The organism is Pseudomonas sp. Pmew2 (assembly GCF_058129885.1).
Genome location: NZ_CM176702.1, coordinates 3,443,754 through 3,458,568, shown reverse-complemented (window position 1 = coordinate 3,458,568; position 14,815 = coordinate 3,443,754). Strand labels below are relative to the sequence as shown.

At 56.8% G+C, this 14,815-nt stretch carries 16 protein-coding genes; 9 read left to right on the top strand and 7 right to left on the bottom strand.

Annotated elements, in window-relative coordinates; translation table 11 throughout:
* Positions 1–27 precede the first annotated feature (27 nt).
* Positions 28–1,845, top strand: coding sequence for a glycoside hydrolase family 15 protein (locus tag AC4ANK_RS15720; protein WP_002553287.1), 1,818 nt, complete (start codon positions 28–30; stop codon positions 1,843–1,845).
* Here the strand turns inward: AC4ANK_RS15720 and alkB are convergent, their stop codons facing one another.
* From alkB to AC4ANK_RS15705, 3 genes are read right to left on the bottom strand one after another with little or no spacing between them, the layout of a single operon-like run.
* Positions 1,846–2,532, bottom strand: a complete 687-nt coding sequence (gene alkB, locus AC4ANK_RS15715) for a DNA oxidative demethylase AlkB (RefSeq protein ID WP_002553288.1) — start codon at positions 2,530–2,532, stop codon at positions 1,846–1,848.
* A 24-nt stretch (positions 2,533–2,556) separates the two neighbouring features.
* Positions 2,557–2,739 (bottom strand): hypothetical protein, encoded by a 183-nt coding sequence (locus AC4ANK_RS15710; RefSeq protein WP_002553289.1) that lies wholly within the window; start codon positions 2,737–2,739, stop codon positions 2,557–2,559.
* 14 nt (positions 2,740–2,753) lie between these two features.
* Complete coding sequence (locus AC4ANK_RS15705) at positions 2,754–3,059, bottom strand: DUF1883 domain-containing protein (protein WP_002553290.1); 306 nt, start codon at positions 3,057–3,059, stop codon at positions 2,754–2,756.
* A gap of 166 nt (positions 3,060–3,225) precedes the next feature.
* Here AC4ANK_RS15705 and AC4ANK_RS15700 point away from each other — a divergent pair, with 166 nt between their 5' ends.
* The gene (locus AC4ANK_RS15700) at positions 3,226–3,576 is read left to right on the top strand and encodes a hypothetical protein (RefSeq protein ID WP_002553291.1); all 351 of its coding nucleotides are present in this window, start codon (positions 3,226–3,228) and stop codon (positions 3,574–3,576) included.
* 55 nt (positions 3,577–3,631) lie between these two features.
* Here AC4ANK_RS15700 and AC4ANK_RS15695 read toward each other — a convergent pair whose 3' ends face one another.
* Complete coding sequence (locus AC4ANK_RS15695) at positions 3,632–3,913, bottom strand: hypothetical protein (RefSeq protein ID WP_029240846.1); 282 nt, start codon at positions 3,911–3,913, stop codon at positions 3,632–3,634.
* A gap of 396 nt (positions 3,914–4,309) precedes the next feature.
* On the opposite strand from AC4ANK_RS15695, the gene galU reads away from it, so the two are divergent.
* The 3 genes from galU to AC4ANK_RS15680 all read left to right on the top strand — a co-directional run bounded on the left by galU (position 4,310) and on the right by AC4ANK_RS15680 (position 7,979).
* A complete protein-coding gene (galU, locus tag AC4ANK_RS15690) occupies positions 4,310–5,149 on the top strand; it encodes a UTP--glucose-1-phosphate uridylyltransferase GalU (protein WP_002553293.1) in 840 nt (279 codons plus the stop codon).
* A 102-nt stretch (positions 5,150–5,251) separates the two neighbouring features.
* Positions 5,252–6,610: a glutathione-disulfide reductase gene (gorA, locus tag AC4ANK_RS15685; RefSeq protein ID WP_031594733.1), complete on the top strand. Its 1,359-nt coding sequence runs from the start codon at positions 5,252–5,254 to the stop codon at positions 6,608–6,610.
* A 97-nt stretch (positions 6,611–6,707) separates the two neighbouring features.
* A complete protein-coding gene (locus tag AC4ANK_RS15680) occupies positions 6,708–7,979 on the top strand; it encodes a hybrid sensor histidine kinase/response regulator (protein WP_044344911.1) in 1,272 nt (423 codons plus the stop codon).
* 10 nt (positions 7,980–7,989) lie between these two features.
* On the opposite strand, the gene AC4ANK_RS15675 is transcribed toward AC4ANK_RS15680, so the two are convergent.
* A complete protein-coding gene (locus AC4ANK_RS15675; RefSeq protein ID WP_460385030.1) occupies positions 7,990–9,000 on the bottom strand; it encodes a DNA-binding protein in 1,011 nt (336 codons plus the stop codon).
* A gap of 176 nt (positions 9,001–9,176) precedes the next feature.
* Between AC4ANK_RS15675 and AC4ANK_RS15670 the strand changes: the two genes are divergently transcribed.
* The 3 genes from AC4ANK_RS15670 to ahpF all read left to right on the top strand — a co-directional run bounded on the left by AC4ANK_RS15670 (position 9,177) and on the right by ahpF (position 12,497).
* A complete protein-coding gene (locus AC4ANK_RS15670) occupies positions 9,177–10,136 on the top strand; it encodes a site-specific integrase (RefSeq protein ID WP_002553297.1) in 960 nt (319 codons plus the stop codon).
* Between the two features lie 110 nt (positions 10,137–10,246).
* Positions 10,247–10,810 (top strand): alkyl hydroperoxide reductase subunit C, encoded by a 564-nt coding sequence (gene ahpC, locus AC4ANK_RS15665; RefSeq protein WP_002553298.1) that lies wholly within the window; start codon positions 10,247–10,249, stop codon positions 10,808–10,810.
* A gap of 124 nt (positions 10,811–10,934) precedes the next feature.
* A complete protein-coding gene (gene ahpF, locus AC4ANK_RS15660) occupies positions 10,935–12,497 on the top strand; it encodes an alkyl hydroperoxide reductase subunit F (protein WP_460385032.1) in 1,563 nt (520 codons plus the stop codon).
* Between the two features lie 102 nt (positions 12,498–12,599).
* Here ahpF and gloA read toward each other — a convergent pair whose 3' ends face one another.
* Positions 12,600–13,121, bottom strand: coding sequence for a lactoylglutathione lyase (gene gloA, locus AC4ANK_RS15655; RefSeq protein ID WP_002553300.1), 522 nt, complete (start codon positions 13,119–13,121; stop codon positions 12,600–12,602).
* Between the two features lie 101 nt (positions 13,122–13,222).
* On the opposite strand from gloA, the gene AC4ANK_RS15650 reads away from it, so the two are divergent.
* Positions 13,223–13,831, top strand: a complete 609-nt coding sequence (locus tag AC4ANK_RS15650; RefSeq protein ID WP_031594731.1) for a DUF4946 domain-containing protein — start codon at positions 13,223–13,225, stop codon at positions 13,829–13,831.
* Between the two features lie 485 nt (positions 13,832–14,316).
* Here the strand turns inward: AC4ANK_RS15650 and AC4ANK_RS15645 are convergent, their stop codons facing one another.
* Positions 14,317–14,679: a histone-like nucleoid-structuring protein, MvaT/MvaU family gene (locus AC4ANK_RS15645; RefSeq protein ID WP_002553302.1), complete on the bottom strand. Its 363-nt coding sequence runs from the start codon at positions 14,677–14,679 to the stop codon at positions 14,317–14,319.
* Positions 14,680–14,815: the final 136 nt, after the last annotated feature.

The window sequence follows — 14,815 nt, the reverse complement described above, 5'->3', positions numbered from 1 at the left end:
AATCATCATCACGACGGGCATTTCTGAATGGCTGCACTGATCGAAGACTATGCATTGCTGGGCAACTGTCAGACAGCGGCGCTCGTCGCCCGTGATGGTTCGCTGGACTGGTTGTGTTTCCCACGCTTCGACTCTACGGCCTGTTTCGCCGCTCTATTGGGTAGCGATGAGCATGGCCGCTGGAAGATTGCGCCGACTGCCGAGGTTATTGCTGTCGAGCGCCGTTATCGCGACGGCACCCTGATTCTTGAAACTGTTTTCGAAACCCGTGACGGTCGCGCCATGCTGATCGATTTCATGCCCATGAAGACGACTGGTCATGTGGTGCGCATCGTGGTCGGGCTGTCCGGGCGTGTCGAGTTCGGCGTGGACCTCGCCATTCGCTTCGATTACGGCAGCAGTGTGCCTTGGGTCGAGCGCAAGGATGAGCATACGCTGACTGCCGTGGCCGGGCCGGAAATGCTGGTGCTGCGTAGCCCTGTGGCCTTGCACCCGCAGGATCATCACACCGCCAGCCGCTTTCATGTCGATGAGGGCGAGCGCAAGGTCTTCACGCTGGCCTATCAGGCATCCTTTGCACCCTTGCTCGAGCAGATCGATGCCGACCAGGCACTGGAGAGCACCGCTGCCTACTGGCGTGAGTTTTCTGATCGCTGCCCTGACGTCGGGCCGTGGACGGCTCAGGTAAAGCGCTCGCTGATCACTCTCAAAGCCATGACCTACGCTCCTACCGGTGGCATTGTTGCCGCCGTGACCACTTCATTGCCCGAGCAGTTGGGTGGCGAGCGCAATTGGGACTACCGCTATTGCTGGCTGCGCGATGCCACCATGACATTGCTGGCGTTCATGAATCTGGGCTATTTCGAGGAGGCGACCGCCTGGCGAGACTGGCTGCTGCGCTCGGTTGCCGGCAACCCGGAACAGATACAGATCATGTACGGCGTAGGCGGTGAGCGACGTTTGCAGGAGTACGAGCTGCCGTGGCTGAGTGGCTACGAGAACTCGCTGCCGGTGCGTGTCGGCAACGGCGCAGCGACTCAGGTGCAACTGGACGTTTATGGCGAGGTTGCCGATGCCATAATCCAGGCGCTGAGAGGCGGCATGCCGCAGCATCCGCGCAGCGTGGCGATCTCCAAGGTGGTCATGCCCTATCTGGAAAAGATCTGGCACCTGCCGGATGCGGGCATCTGGGAGATTCGTTCAGAACCACGTCACTTTACCCATTCAAAAGTCATGGCCTGGGTGGCCTTCGACCGAAACGCCACTCAGATCGCCAAGGCTGCCGAAAACGATGAGGATCGTGCATTGGCGAGCCACTACCGGCGTGTGGCAGACGAAATCCACGCTGATGTCTGTCGCAACGGTTTCGATGCTGATCTTGGCAGTTTCGTGCAGACGTATGGCTCCAAAGAGGTCGACGCCAGTCTGCTGCAAATTGTGTTGACCGGTTTTCTTGCGCCGGAAGATCCTCGTGTCACCGGCACTGTCGCGCAAATAGAGCGCACGCTGATGCAGGATGGCCTGTTGCTGCGTTACGACAACGAGCGCAGTGTTGATGGTGTCGCCGGCCGCGAAGGGACGTTTCTGGTGTGTTCGTTCTGGCTGGCTGACGCGTACGTGCTGCTGGGTCGGGCTGATGACGCTGCACGGCTGTTCGAGAGGCTGTGTGATCTGTGCAATGACGTTGGTCTGCTGGCGGAACAATATGATCCGAAGGAAGGGCGCATGCTGGGTAATTTCCCTCAGGCGTTCAGTCACATCGGCATTATCAACACCGCATTGAATCTGCATCGAGCGGTGTGCCCCGCACTGGCTCGCACATCGAGCGAGCTTGAAGGCGCATGATCAGTCGTCGCGGCCAGCCTTGCGAAACGTCAGATTGATCCGCTGTTCGCCGAGCAGAGGGTGCTCGGCCTGTTTGACGGGCAGGATGCCGTGAAAGCGCAACCGGTCCTCGCCGCCCCAGACCACCACGTCTCCATGAAACAGTGATATGCGTTGGGTCTTGTCGCTGCGCAGCAGGCCGCCGAACTGGAAGGTGGCCGGAATACCCAGTGACACTGATACCACTGGCCAGCGATGGTCGTACTCGTTTTTGTCCTGATGCAGAGACATCTTCGCCCCAGGGATGTATCGATTGATCAGGCAGGCGTCAGGCATAAAGTCGGCATAGCCCGCCGCGTGCGCAGCATCCTTTGCCAGTTGCATGAAGGCGTCCGGCATCGCAGGCCATACCAGGCCTGTTTGTGGGTCGGTTGCGGTGTATCGATAACCATGACGGTCGGTTATCCAGCCCAGTTGTCCGCAACTGCTCAGCGCTGCAGACATGCTCAAGCCACTGGGGGTCTGCATGTGCCTGAATGGAGAAAGGGCCAGTGTCGCCTCAAGAGAGTCCAGCAGTTGTGGCATGACAGGCAGCGCAAAGCCTCTGAGCAGCCATGACCCAGGCCCGATCAGCTCATTGCTTGCAGGCTGGGTCGTCTGGTCGGCAAACAGATCCAGATTGGCGGGAGTTTCACCTTTGCGTTGCATGGTCGGATCGAGCTCCTGCGGGTATCAGAGCGCCTTGCTGACCTTCACGTCAGTGATTTGATCGTCGCTCTGGCCGTGCATTTTTTTCAAGGCGGCTTCGGCCTCTTCGGTTGAGGCCGATTGCAGTTGGGCGAACTCGAAGCGGCGTTCGCCGTTGAGCTTGTAGCTGACAGCAAATTTAGTGGTGCGCGGGACTGGATTGTTCACGGTGACTCCTTGCATCATCCCAGGCGTGAGGTAGAGCGCCGGACGATCTTGATCTTGTGGGTGAAAGGCGGTTTGCGGCCTGCATTGGTATCTATCTTGCGGCCTGCAGTATCGATGGTGATGTTCCAGAAACCGGTGCTCGGCGCGGCGATCTTGGCCGGAAACGTGTCAAATGCACCGCCATGATAGGTGTGTCGACCGCCATTTTTGAAGCTGCGAAAATTCGCATCGTTCATCAGACGAATATTGCAGGTTTGCGAGCACTCGATAACGACCAGGTCGTCCTCGTTGAGATGCTCACGCTGGTGTACGAATTTCATGACGGGCTCCGAATGAGGGTTTTTCTGAAAAATCAAAACGATAGCATGTGATGCCCGCAATTTGACGTCGGTGGACACTAATTTGCCGTGTTTCTGGCAAATATTGCCTCAGTAGGGATTTAATTGCGCGCGAGCTTGTCGTAGCACCTTTATTTGGAGGCTTTGTATGAAACTGGCTGTAGTAGTCCTGGCTCTGGCAATGACTGGCTGTGCCACAGTAAATGACATCGAACATACACCCCCCACCATGAACGTGATGTCGGGCAAGAACCCCAAGGAGTATGCCGATTGCTTCGTCGGCAAGATCGCCAGCAGTCGCAAGCCGCCGCTTATCGAGCCTCGTCATGATGGCCTGCGGGTAATTGTGGCGCAAAAGCTCAGCAAATCGCCTGCGGCGGTCGTCGATGTCGAGAGCCGCTCGGGTGGCAGTACGATCAAGGTCTATGAACGACTTTCCAACGTTCCGATCCGCTTCAGGGATGTTCAGAACGCTGCCGAAGCGTGCATTTCAGGCTGATCGCTCTGGCGGGTTCAACCGGCCCTGTCCGCTTCGGACAGGGCGGCAGGCTTGATTATTTGCACACTACAAGCACGCTGCGGCTCTTGTAGTTGCCTACGTCCACACCCAGTGTTTTCTCGCTTTCCGCAGGCTGCGGAGTGCCGTCCGTACCGACAATTTCATAACCTGTACCCGCGCAGGAAGCGTCCGCTTTTTCGTAGCAGCTGGCCCAGGACATCGCCTCGCCGGAGCAGTCGATGCTCAAGCCCTGTCTGCCGTTTTTCAGGTAAGTGTTGGAGGCGGTTGCGCAGCCGGTCAGGCCCAGCGCAACAATAATGGACAGTAGGGAAAGGATTCTGATCATGTTTTTCGCTTCAAGATAAGGTCAGAGAATTGACAAATGCGGACGTTGGACTGGTAACAAGTGCCATCGTTCCGCCATGTTTTTCATCATAGATAGCTCGATAAATAGCTCGTCGTTTGCTGGCCACTGTTGCAGCTCTCTGGGAGCAGAGCATAAATGCTTCGGTCGTCGAAAGAGCGTGCACAAGGCTGTTACGCCGGGCTTTGGCGGTGACTTGAGCGTGGTCCAGTCTGCAATTGGCTGTAGGCAATATCCAGGAAGTGCGGAACTATCTGCCTGAGGATTCCTCTATCATGGCATCGTACGGCCAAAGGCGGGGCATTGTAAGGTGACCGCCTCCTGATTAGACTGCGCCGTTAACACCAACAGCCCTTACCAAGGACTTTTATGATCAAGAAATGCTTGTTCCCAGCAGCCGGTTACGGCACTCGCTTCCTGCCAGCGACCAAGGCCATGCCCAAGGAAATGCTGCCGGTGGTCAACAAGCCACTGATCCAATACGGTGTTGAGGAAGCCCTCGCGGCGGGCCTGACCGAAATTTCCATCGTGACCGGTCGTGGCAAGCGTGCTCTTGAAGATCACTTTGATATCAGCTACGAGCTTGAGCATCAGATCAAGGGCACGGACAAGGAAAAGTACCTGGTTGGTATTCGCAAACTGATCGACGAGTGCAGCTTTTCCTACACTCGCCAGACTGAAATGAAAGGTCTGGGTCATGCCATTCTCAGCGGTCGTCCGCTGATTGGTAATGAAGCATTCGCCGTGGTTCTGGCGGATGACCTGTGCGTAAATCCTGATGGTGATGGCGTGCTGGCGCAGATGGTCAAACTGCATAAGCATTATGGCTGCTCGATCATTGCCATTCAGGAAGTCGATCCGCAGGAAACCAACAAGTATGGCGTGATCGCCGGTGAAGAAATCAAGCCGGGCCTGTTTCGCGTGACCAACATGGTTGAAAAACCGAAGCCTGAAGATGCGCCTTCCAACCTGGCGATCATCGGCCGCTACATCCTGACTCCGGACATTTTCGAGAAGATCGAACAGACTGAGCCAGGCAAGGGTGGGGAGATCCAGATCACCGACGCCCTGATGAAGCAGGCTGCAGAAGGCAACGTACTGGCCTACAAGTTCAAGGGCGAGCGCTTTGACTGCGGTGGCGCTGAAGGCTACATCCAGGCTACCAACTTCTGCTTCGAACACTTTTACAAAACCGGCAAAGCGCATTGATTTTCGATTGATGACGCTCGGGACAAGGCCACCTTCGGGTGGCTTTGTCATTTCTGACTGGCCGCCAAGCGGTTATGCTGTGCCTCTGCCAAGGAGATATCGATGGCCTTTGATTTTGATCTGTTTGTAATTGGCGCCGGCTCCGGCGGCGTCAGGGCGGCACGTTTTGCTGCCGGTTTCGGTGCCAAGGTTGCCGTGGCCGAGAGCCGCTATCTGGGTGGAACCTGCGTCAACGTGGGTTGCGTGCCCAAAAAGCTGTTGGTCTACGGAGCGCATTTTTCCGAAGATTTCGATCATGCCAAAGGGTTCGGCTGGTCGCTGGGTGAGGTCAGTTTTGACTGGTCCACACTGATCGCCAACAAGGATCGCGAAATCAATCGCCTCAATGGCATCTACCGCAAACTGCTGGTCGACAGCGGCGTTACCCTGCTCGAAGGCCACGCCAGGCTGGTCGGCCCGCAGCGGGTCGAGATCAACGGCCAGTCCTACAGCGCCGAGCGCATTCTGATCGCAACCGGCGGCTGGCCACAGGTGCCTGATGTGCCAGGACGCGAGCATGCCATTACCTCCAATGAGGCGTTTTACCTCAAGACGTTGCCAAAGCGAGTTGTGGTCGTAGGGGGTGGTTACATTGCCGTGGAATTTGCCTCGATCTTCAATGGATTGGGTGCAGATACCACGCTGGTCTATCGTCGCGAGCTGTTTTTGCGCGGTTTCGATGGCGGGGTCCGTACTCATCTTCATGAGGAACTGCTCAAGCGTCACATGACGATTCGCTTCAATAGCGATATCGAGCGTATCGACAAGCAGGCCGACGGCAGCCTGCTACTGTCCATGAAAGGCGGCGGCACACTCGAGACCGATTGCGTGTTCTACGCAACTGGCCGTCGGCCGATGCTCGACAACCTCGGGCTGGACAGTGTCGACATCAAGCTCGATGAGCATGGCTATATCAAGGTCGATGAGCATTATCAGAGCAGCGAGCCTTCCATTCTGGCCATCGGCGATGTCATCGGTGGCGTGCAACTGACTCCGGTTGCGCTGGCTGAGGGCATGGCCGTCGCACGTCGGCTGTTCAAGCCGGAGCAGTATCGCCCGGTAGACTACAATCACATTCCGACGGCGGTTTTCAGTCTGCCGAACATCGGTACAGTCGGGCTGACTGAAGAGGACGCGATCAAGGCTGGTCACGATGTGCAGGTGTTCGAAAGCCGTTTTCGGCCTATGAAGCTGACCCTGACTGACGATCAGGAACGCACCTTGATGAAACTGGTTGTGGATGCGAAAACCGACCGCGTACTGGGCTGCCATATGGTAGGGCCGGATGCGGGCGAAATCGTCCAGAGTCTGGCAATTGCCATCAAGGCTGGCGCGACCAAGCAGGTGTTCGATGACACTATCGGCGTACACCCGACTGCTGCAGAAGAGTTTGTAACCATGCGCACGCCTGCCAAACGCTAACGTCAGGCAGCGCAATACCCGGAGGTCAGGAAGAGCTCCGGGACAAGGCTTGAAAAGGACGGATCCCGACGTGAACAGAGAAAAATCATCGGCCGGAATGCGCCTGCATCTGGCCGGGCAGGATTGTGAAATCGCGCAGCACATTGATGCATTGCGGGAAAGCGAGCATCAGTTCAGAACCCTGGCTGACAACATGAGTCAGCTGGCCTGGACTGCAAGTCCTCGCGGGCAGGCCCATTGGTATAACGAGCGCTGGTACGCATACACCGGGACGTCGCTCGAGGCGATGAAGGCTCTGGGCTGGCGTTCGTTACTGCATCCCGAGCATCGCGAGCGTGTGCTGGCGCGTTTGCAGTACTGCTTTTCGACGGGCTCGATCTGGGAAGATACCTTTCCACTGCGCGGCAAGGACGGTGCCTTCAACTGGTTTCTGTCGCGTGCACTGCCCATGCGCGACGCGCAGGGCCACATCACCCACTGGCTGGGCACTCATACCGATATTACGGCTCAGGTCAGCGCTGAAGAGGCGCTGCGCGAACTCAATGAAAGTCTGGAGTTGCGCGTTGCCGAGCGCACTCGCGAGCTGGCAACTGCCAATGAATTGTTGCAGGCCGAGATCGTCGAGCGAGCAATGGCTGAAGAGGTCTTGCGCCATGCGCAAAAAATGGACGCAATTGGCCAGTTGACGGGCGGCATCGTCCACGACTTCAACAATGTGCTTTCCGGCGTGATGGGTGCTCTGGACATGATCAGGCTCCGTGTGGCGGCAGGCCGGGTGGAGGAAGTTGATCGTTATCTGGATGCTGCGACCAGTTCCGCAAATCGTGCGGCTGCGTTGACCCGGAGGCTGCTGACATTTGCTCGTCGTCAGTCGCTGAATGTCACGACAGTGGATATCAATCATATGGTCCGGTCTATGGAAGAGCTGCTGCGAGGTACGGTCGGCGCTCGCGCACAATTGCACATCGAGCTGGAGGAGGGGTTGAATTGCGTGCATACGGATGAGCATCAACTGGAAAATGCCTTGTTGAATCTGGTGATCAACGCGCGTGACGCTGTTGCGGTCGGAGGGGCGCTCCGGGTGCGCAGCCAGCTGTTAACGCTTGCCGCTCAGAAAGACGGGCTGGCACCTGGCGATTACGTAAGGCTCAGCGTAGAAGATAACGGCTGTGGAATGGCTCAAGACGTCATCGATCGGGCGTTCGACCCGTTTTTCACCACCAAGCCCGTAGGACGGGGAACGGGGTTGGGTTTGTCCATGGTCTACGGTTTCATCAAGCAGGCGGGCGGGCATGTGCAGATAAAAAGCCATGAAGGTCAGGGCACTCATGTCCACCTGCTCTTGCCTTGCGCAGTAACGGCTGTCTGAGCGTTGCTTGTCATGCCTTGTCTTTTGGCTTTTTTCCATTGGTCGTGGGTTTGTCGGGCTGGCTGAGGCCGTTCTGCAGGTTTTCCAGTGCTGCTTCCTTCTTGGTCAGCAGCATTTCCAGCATCCGGTTCTGCTGCCGAACCTCTGTCATGGCTTGTTTGAGCGTGGAGCTCTCTTCCTGCAGGCTGCCTAACCGTTCTTCCAGCAGAGCGCATTGGGTGCGGGCGTGATGCTGTTGTTCTGCCAGGGCGGCAGCCTGAGTAGTGGCCTGGTTCAGCAGGTCTTTTCGTTCGTGCCGCTCACGCAGTGTGCTGCGGTTTTCAGCCAGTAATCTCTCGTTGTCACGGTTCAGCTGTGTGATGTCTTCCTGGCGCATGGCGATGCCTTGCTGTGCCTGTCGAAGCTCCATTTGCAGTTGCTGAACCTGACCTTCGTGGCGTTGCTGTTCCTGCTCGCGCTGCTCTCTGATCGAGTCGCGATAGTGTTCCAGCGCTTCACGGGCGTGCTGATGTTTTTCCTCAAGCGAGTGGATCTGGCCGTCCTTGTCGTGCAGGCGCGACTCCAGATCCCGGTTGGCCTGAGACAGTCTGGCGTGCTCGGTCTGTGCGGTTTGCAGGTCATTTTGCGTGCGAAGCAGGGCGGCAGCCTGCTGTTCCAGAGTCTCGTTACGTTGCTGCGCATGTTCCTGCAGTTCGCTGATCTGTTGTTGAGTCGTCGCCAATTGTTGCTGCAGGGTGGCGCGATCAGCCTGATACGTGTCGCAGGCCTGATCAATGCGTTCCTGAGCCTGTTCCTGAAGACGCTGGGCAAGATGAGCTACCAGACCGCTCAACTCCTCGTTGATGTCCGGCGCTGGCGTATGCGTGGCGTCCAGCTCTTTGAGGTAGCGGTGAATCGTGGTTTTCGAGCCTGTATTACCCATTTCGATACGTACTGCATCAATGCTGGGGTTTTCACCTCTGGACAGCAGGGAAACCCTTGCTTTCTGCACCAGCGCCTTGTTTACGCCGCCCCGAGCCATGTGTCCCCCTACGATTTCGTACTGTGGTATGTACTCTGTAATTACATACTATATTATTAGGAATAATTTGCTATTTTTTGAATTAATTAACCCGGGATATTGGCGTATTATCCCGTGTCAGGCGTTGTCAGTTCATTTTTCGGCGCTTTCTCCGGTACACCGTGCAGGCTTGAACCATGAATGACGTTGATCGCTATATCGATGCCGCAACCCGTGACAACACACGCCGCAGTTATCGGGCGGCCATCGAGCATTTCGAAGTGACATGGGGCGGGTTTCTGCCGGCGACCAGCGAAAGCGTGGCGCGTTACCTGGCCAGCCATGCCGGAAAGCTATCGGTCAACACTTTGAAACTGCGCCTGTCAGCACTGGCGCAATGGCATGCCAGTCAGGGTTTTGCCGATCCCACCAAGGCGCCCATGGTGCGTAAGGTCATCAAGGGCATTCGTGCATTGCATCCGGCACAAGAGAAGCAGGCCGAGCCTTTGCAGTTGCAGGACCTGGAGAAAGTCATTGCCTGGCTGGAGATCGAGATACGTGATGCAGAGGCGCAACACGATCAGCCGCGGCTATTGCGTTGTCGTCGTGACTCGGCGCTGATCCTCTTGGGGTTCTGGCGCGGCTTTCGCAGCGACGAGCTGTGTCGCCTGCAAGTGCAGGACGTCAAGGCCATCGCCCGCTCGGGCATCAGCCTTTATCTGCCGCGCAGCAAGGGTGATCGCGATAACCTGGGCAGAACGTATCAGACGCCTGCCTTGCAGCGGCTGTGCCCGGTGCAGGCTTATATAGAGTGGATCAATTGCGCGGCGCTGGTGCGCGGTCCGGTGTTTCGGGCGGTGGATCGATGGGGTAATCTTGGTGAGGAGGGGCTGCACGCCAACAGCGTTATCCCGTTGCTGCGTCAGGCTCTCCAGCGTGCAGGCATTGCCGCCGAGCACTACACCAGTCACTCGCTACGCCGCGGCTTCGCCAGTTGGGCGCACAGCAACGGCTGGGACCTCAAGTCACTGATGTCTTATGTAGGCTGGAGGGACATCAAGTCGGCGATGCGCTACATTGACGCCGCGCCGTTCCCGGGCAACCTGGAGACAGGGAGCGGGTCGAAGGTTTCTTCTATCGATAAGCTGCCTTCATAGTGAAAAGCAATCAGTGACATCAGGTTTGCCAATGAGCGATTGTCACTGATCATGCGTAAGCTTCACTCCATCGAATTAACAACCCATCCAACCCATCAGGAGATATACCGATGCCTATCATCAACAGCCAAGTAAAACCGTTCAAGGCTACCGCGTTCAAGAACGGCGCTTTCGTTGACGTTTCGGACGCCGACTTCAAAGGCAAGTGGTCTGTCGTATTCTTCTACCCGGCCGACTTCACCTTCGTTTGCCCGACCGAGCTGGAAGACCTGGCTGACAACTACGAAGAGTTCAAGAAGCTGGGCGTCGAGATCTACAGCGTTTCGACCGACACCCACTTTGCCCACGCTGCATGGCACAACACTTCGCCTGCAATCGGCAAGATCCAGTACACCATGATCGGTGACCCGACCCTGACTATCTCGCGCAACTTCGACGTGCTGATCGAAGAAGCCGGCTTGGCAGATCGCGGTACGTTCGTGATCAACCCTGAAGGTCAGATCAAAATCGTCGAGCTGAACGACGGTGGTGTTGGCCGTGACGCTTCCGAGCTGCTGCGCAAGATCAAGGCTGCTCAGTACGTTGCTGCTCACCCGGGCGAAGTCTGCCCAGCCAAGTGGAAAGAAGGCGAAGCTACTCTGGCTCCGTCCCTGGACCTGGTTGGCAAGATCTGAGTCGCATGAATCGGCTGGGGGCGTTGAGCTCTTGAGCAAGTAAACCGCATCGCCCCAAAAAACGCCCGGGCGGTAATCGCCTGGGCGTTGTTATTTCTACCCTTTGTAAACAGGAAGCCGCCACATGTTGGACGCCAATCTTAAAGCCCAGTTGAAATCCTATCTGGAGCGGGTTACTCGCCCCATCGAGATCGTCGCGTCCCTTGATGACGGCGCGAAGTCTCAGGAAATGCTTGCACTGCTCAATGATGTGATCAGTGTCTCCAAAGATGTCACCCTGAATGACAGCGGCACCGACGCACGTACGCCGTCGTTCTCGCTGAGCAGCCCTGGCCACGATATCAGCCTGGGTTTCGCCGGTATCCCCATGGGCCACGAATTCACCTCGCTGGTCCTGGCGCTGCTGCAAGTTGGCGGTTACCCACCCAAGGTCAGTGCGGAAACCATCGAACAGGTTCGCGCTCTTCAAGGCGAATTCCATTTCGAAACCTATTTCTCGCAGTCCTGCCAGAACTGCCCGGACGTTGTCCAGGCATTGAACCTGATGGCAGTACTGAACCCTGGCATCAAGCATGTCGCTATCGACGGTGCACTGTTCCAGGACGAAGTGACTGATCGCAAGATCATGTCGGTGCCCAGCATCTATCTGAATGGCGAGCTGTTCGGTCAGGGCCGCATGGGCCTGGAAGAAATTCTCGCCAAGATCGACACCGGTGCCGGTGCGCGTCAGGCAGAAAAACTCAACGCCAAACAGGCTTTTGATGTGCTGGTAGTCGGCGGCGGCCCTGCTGGTTCGGCGGCTGCGGTCTACGCAGCCCGCAAAGGCATTCGTACCGGCGTTGCAGCCGAACGTTTCGGCGGTCAGGTGCTCGACACCATGGCCATCGAAAACTTCATTTCGGTACAGCACACCGAGGGCCCAAAACTGGCCGTTGCGCTGGAAGAGCACGTCAAGCAGTACGAAGTCGACATCATGAACCTGCAACGCGCCGACAAGCTGATTCCGGGCGCGGCCGGTGAGCTGCACGAAGTTAAATTCGCCAGCGGTGCCAGCCTCAAGGCCAAGACCGTCATTCTTGCCACCGGTGCACGCTGGAGGGAGATGAACGTACCGGGCGAACAGCAGTACCGTAACAAGGGCGTGGCTTATTGCCCGCACTGCGACGGTCCATTGTTCAAGGGCAAGCGCGTTGCCGTGATTGGTGGCGGTAACTCGGGTGTCGAGGCGGCAATCGATCTGGCGGGTATCGTGTCACACGTGACGCTGCTGGAATTCGATGTGCAACTGCGTGCCGATGCCGTCTTGCAGCGCAAACTGCACAGCCTGCCCAACGTTACCGTGATCACCAGTGCGCAAACCACTGAGGTGACCGGCGATGAGCAGAAGGTCAACGGCCTGCGTTACAAGAACCGCACCACCGGCGAAGAAATCACCGTGCCGCTGGAAGGTACCTTCGTGCAGATCGGCCTGCTGCCTAACAGCGAATGGCTCAAAGGCTCCATCGAGCTGTCGCCGCGTGGTGAGATCGTGGTCGATGCACGTGGTGAAACCTCGGTGCCGGGCATCTTCGCTGCCGGTGACGTGACGGTAACTCCGTACAAGCAGATCATCATCGCCCTGGGCGAGGGTGCCAAAGCCTCCCTGAGTGCCTTTGACCACCTGATCCGTACCTCCGCACCGGCCTGATCGGGCAGCGCTAAACAAAAAGCCCCGTGAACGATCACGGGGCTTTTTGTTGTCTGGGTGATCGTTCCCGAGCGGGAGCAATCACTCAGGGCAACCAAGGCCTCAGAGCGGGGTTGGCTGGATAATCTCTACCCAGTAGCCATCCGGGTCCTTGATGAATGCCAGGCTGTTCATGCGGCCATCGGACAGACGCTTTTGAAAGTCGACGCCCAAAGTCTCGAATCGCTCGCAGGCAACCTTCACGTCTGGTACCGAGACACAAATGTGACCAAAGCCACGCGGGTCGCTGTTGCCGTTGTGGTACGAAGCTGTCGCATCGCTCTCGGTACCGTGATTGTGGGTCAGCTCGAGAATGCCGGGGATCGATTTCATCCACTCGTTGCGGGCTTTGTCGTCTTCCGGGATCTGCGCCTTATCCACCAGTGCGAGGAAGTAGAGGCTGAATTCGGCTTCCGGGAAATCACGCTTTTCAACCAGGCTGAAGCCGAGCACGCGGGTGTAGAAATCCAGCGATTTGGTGATGTCCTTGACGCGCAGCATGGTGTGGTTGAACACAAACTGCCGAGTAGCCGCTTCAGGGTCGGCCGTAACGCCCGGTAGTGTGTTGAGTTCGTGCAAGCTCATCAATGTATCTCCAACAGAATGTACAAATAATGCCAAATGATACGGGGCAGGGCGGGCAGTGCCAAACCTTCGTTCGGATAACGTCGCTTCGGTCTTGCTCGATGCCGGCAACAGGCTCAGAATTTCCGGTCAACTGTTCTGGCGGCCTGACCATGATCCTTTCGCAATACCGATGCTCCTTGCCAGTTCTGTGCCTGTTCCTGCTGCTGGGCGCCGCACAGACTCACGCCGCCGACGCAATGATCATCTGGCCCGCAGGCTGGGAGGTAGAGTCGCTGCCGACCGAGTCGGGCAAGCCCGTGCAACCGTCCGTGCAAGTCAGACAGCGCGCGGTGAAAAACGATCAAAGTGGAAACCCGCTGATGGTCATGGAGCTGACTCAGACACGCCTGACGCCCGGGCATGAGGTTAATGTCCCGGGTGTACTGCTGGAGATGCGCAAGTCGGTTCAGGTCAATTTTGCCCGCAGCGGCCTGCAGAGCGTCTGCACGCATGTGCGTGAGAGCCGGCTCAGCGTCGTGCCTGCACTGGAAACCACCTGCACGATCACCCAGAACGGCGTACATGTATTGACCCAGACACTGGTAGCGGCTGCCAGTAAAGAGATGGCCTGGTCGCTTTCCTACGCGGGATCGGCAGATGGGTACACGGCCAACAAGGAAGAGGCGTTGCGTATCCGCGAGAGTTTGCGTCTGGACGATGCGCAGTGATACCTGCTTTTTCGCAGACAAAAAGAAGCCCGCCGAGGCGGGCATGGGGCGCTATTCCTTTAGCGGTCTTCATCATCCGAGAATCCATGTGAAAAAAGTGTGAAGCTGCGCGGTGTCGGCCATCCGCCGATTTTCGATCCGGCGAAGCACGCAGTAACAAATTCTCTTATCGCTCATTAGACCGAATAAACTGAACAATTACTCTACACATTTCAGCAACTGTTCAGGTTTGTAACTGTGCGCTGAATCGAATAATCGATGAATTTTTATTGGCGTCATTATTTCAACGGTATTAATACCTGACGCGCTGGAAGTACATGTACCGAGCAGTTCACTTAATCATGTATATGAATGTCAGCGGCGGGCAGACAGTCAACTGTGTATGGGCGTTTGATCAGGCAGATGCAGTGTGCAGGCGCTCAGTTGACGTACGGGTAGATAAAAAAAGCCCTGCAAGTGCAGGGCTTCAATTGACAAAGTTTTAATCAGGCGCGAAGCCACGAATCAACAGTGTCTACACCGTACTGCTCTTTCCACGCTTTGAGACCGCGGTGGTTACCACCCTTGGTTTCAATCAGCTCACCGGTGTGGGGGTTCTGGTAAACCTTGACCACGCGTGCACGACGACGCTTTGGTCCGGCGGGTGCGACCAGCGACGTGGCGCTTGAAGGATCAAGGATTGCGATGATGTCACGCAGGCTTTTGCCGTAGGTGCCCATCAGGTCCTGGAGCTTTTGCTCGAACTCGATTTCCTTCTTCAACCCGGCGTCATTCTTCAAGGATTCCAGCTGTGCAAGCTGTTCTTGAAGGGCTTTCTCTGCTGCTCGAAACTCGGCAAGTCTGGACAAGTAATACACTCCAACAATGTAATGGCTGTTGTCAGCCCTATAAAGCGATGAGACAAAACTGATTGGCCGATTCGCTCACTCGATGCTGCCCTGTACCTGCGGTTTCTATGCTGAAACATGGCCTTTGCGGCTTGTC

Bases quoted from the DNA above. Each gene is read 5' to 3' on its own strand.
- AC4ANK_RS15720 (WP_002553287.1), top strand. From the start codon at position 28: ATGGCTGCACTGATCGAAGACTATGCATTGCTGGGCAACTGTCAGACA.
- alkB (WP_002553288.1), bottom strand. From the start codon at position 2,532: ATGCAACGCAAAGGTGAAACTCCCGCCAATCTGGATCTGTTTGCCGAC.
- AC4ANK_RS15705 (WP_002553290.1), bottom strand. From the start codon at position 3,059: ATGAAATTCGTACACCAGCGTGAGCATCTCAACGAGGACGACCTGGTC.
- AC4ANK_RS15700 (WP_002553291.1), top strand. From the start codon at position 3,226: ATGAAACTGGCTGTAGTAGTCCTGGCTCTGGCAATGACTGGCTGTGCC.
- galU (WP_002553293.1), top strand. From the start codon at position 4,310: ATGATCAAGAAATGCTTGTTCCCAGCAGCCGGTTACGGCACTCGCTTC.
- gorA (WP_031594733.1), top strand. From the start codon at position 5,252: ATGGCCTTTGATTTTGATCTGTTTGTAATTGGCGCCGGCTCCGGCGGC.
- AC4ANK_RS15680 (WP_044344911.1), top strand. From the start codon at position 6,708: ATGCGCCTGCATCTGGCCGGGCAGGATTGTGAAATCGCGCAGCACATT.
- AC4ANK_RS15675 (WP_460385030.1), bottom strand. From the start codon at position 9,000: ATGGCTCGGGGCGGCGTAAACAAGGCGCTGGTGCAGAAAGCAAGGGTT.
- AC4ANK_RS15670 (WP_002553297.1), top strand. From the start codon at position 9,177: ATGAATGACGTTGATCGCTATATCGATGCCGCAACCCGTGACAACACA.
- ahpC (WP_002553298.1), top strand. From the start codon at position 10,247: ATGCCTATCATCAACAGCCAAGTAAAACCGTTCAAGGCTACCGCGTTC.
- ahpF (WP_460385032.1), top strand. From the start codon at position 10,935: ATGTTGGACGCCAATCTTAAAGCCCAGTTGAAATCCTATCTGGAGCGG.
- gloA (WP_002553300.1), bottom strand. From the start codon at position 13,121: ATGAGCTTGCACGAACTCAACACACTACCGGGCGTTACGGCCGACCCT.
- AC4ANK_RS15650 (WP_031594731.1), top strand. From the start codon at position 13,223: ATGCCGGCAACAGGCTCAGAATTTCCGGTCAACTGTTCTGGCGGCCTG.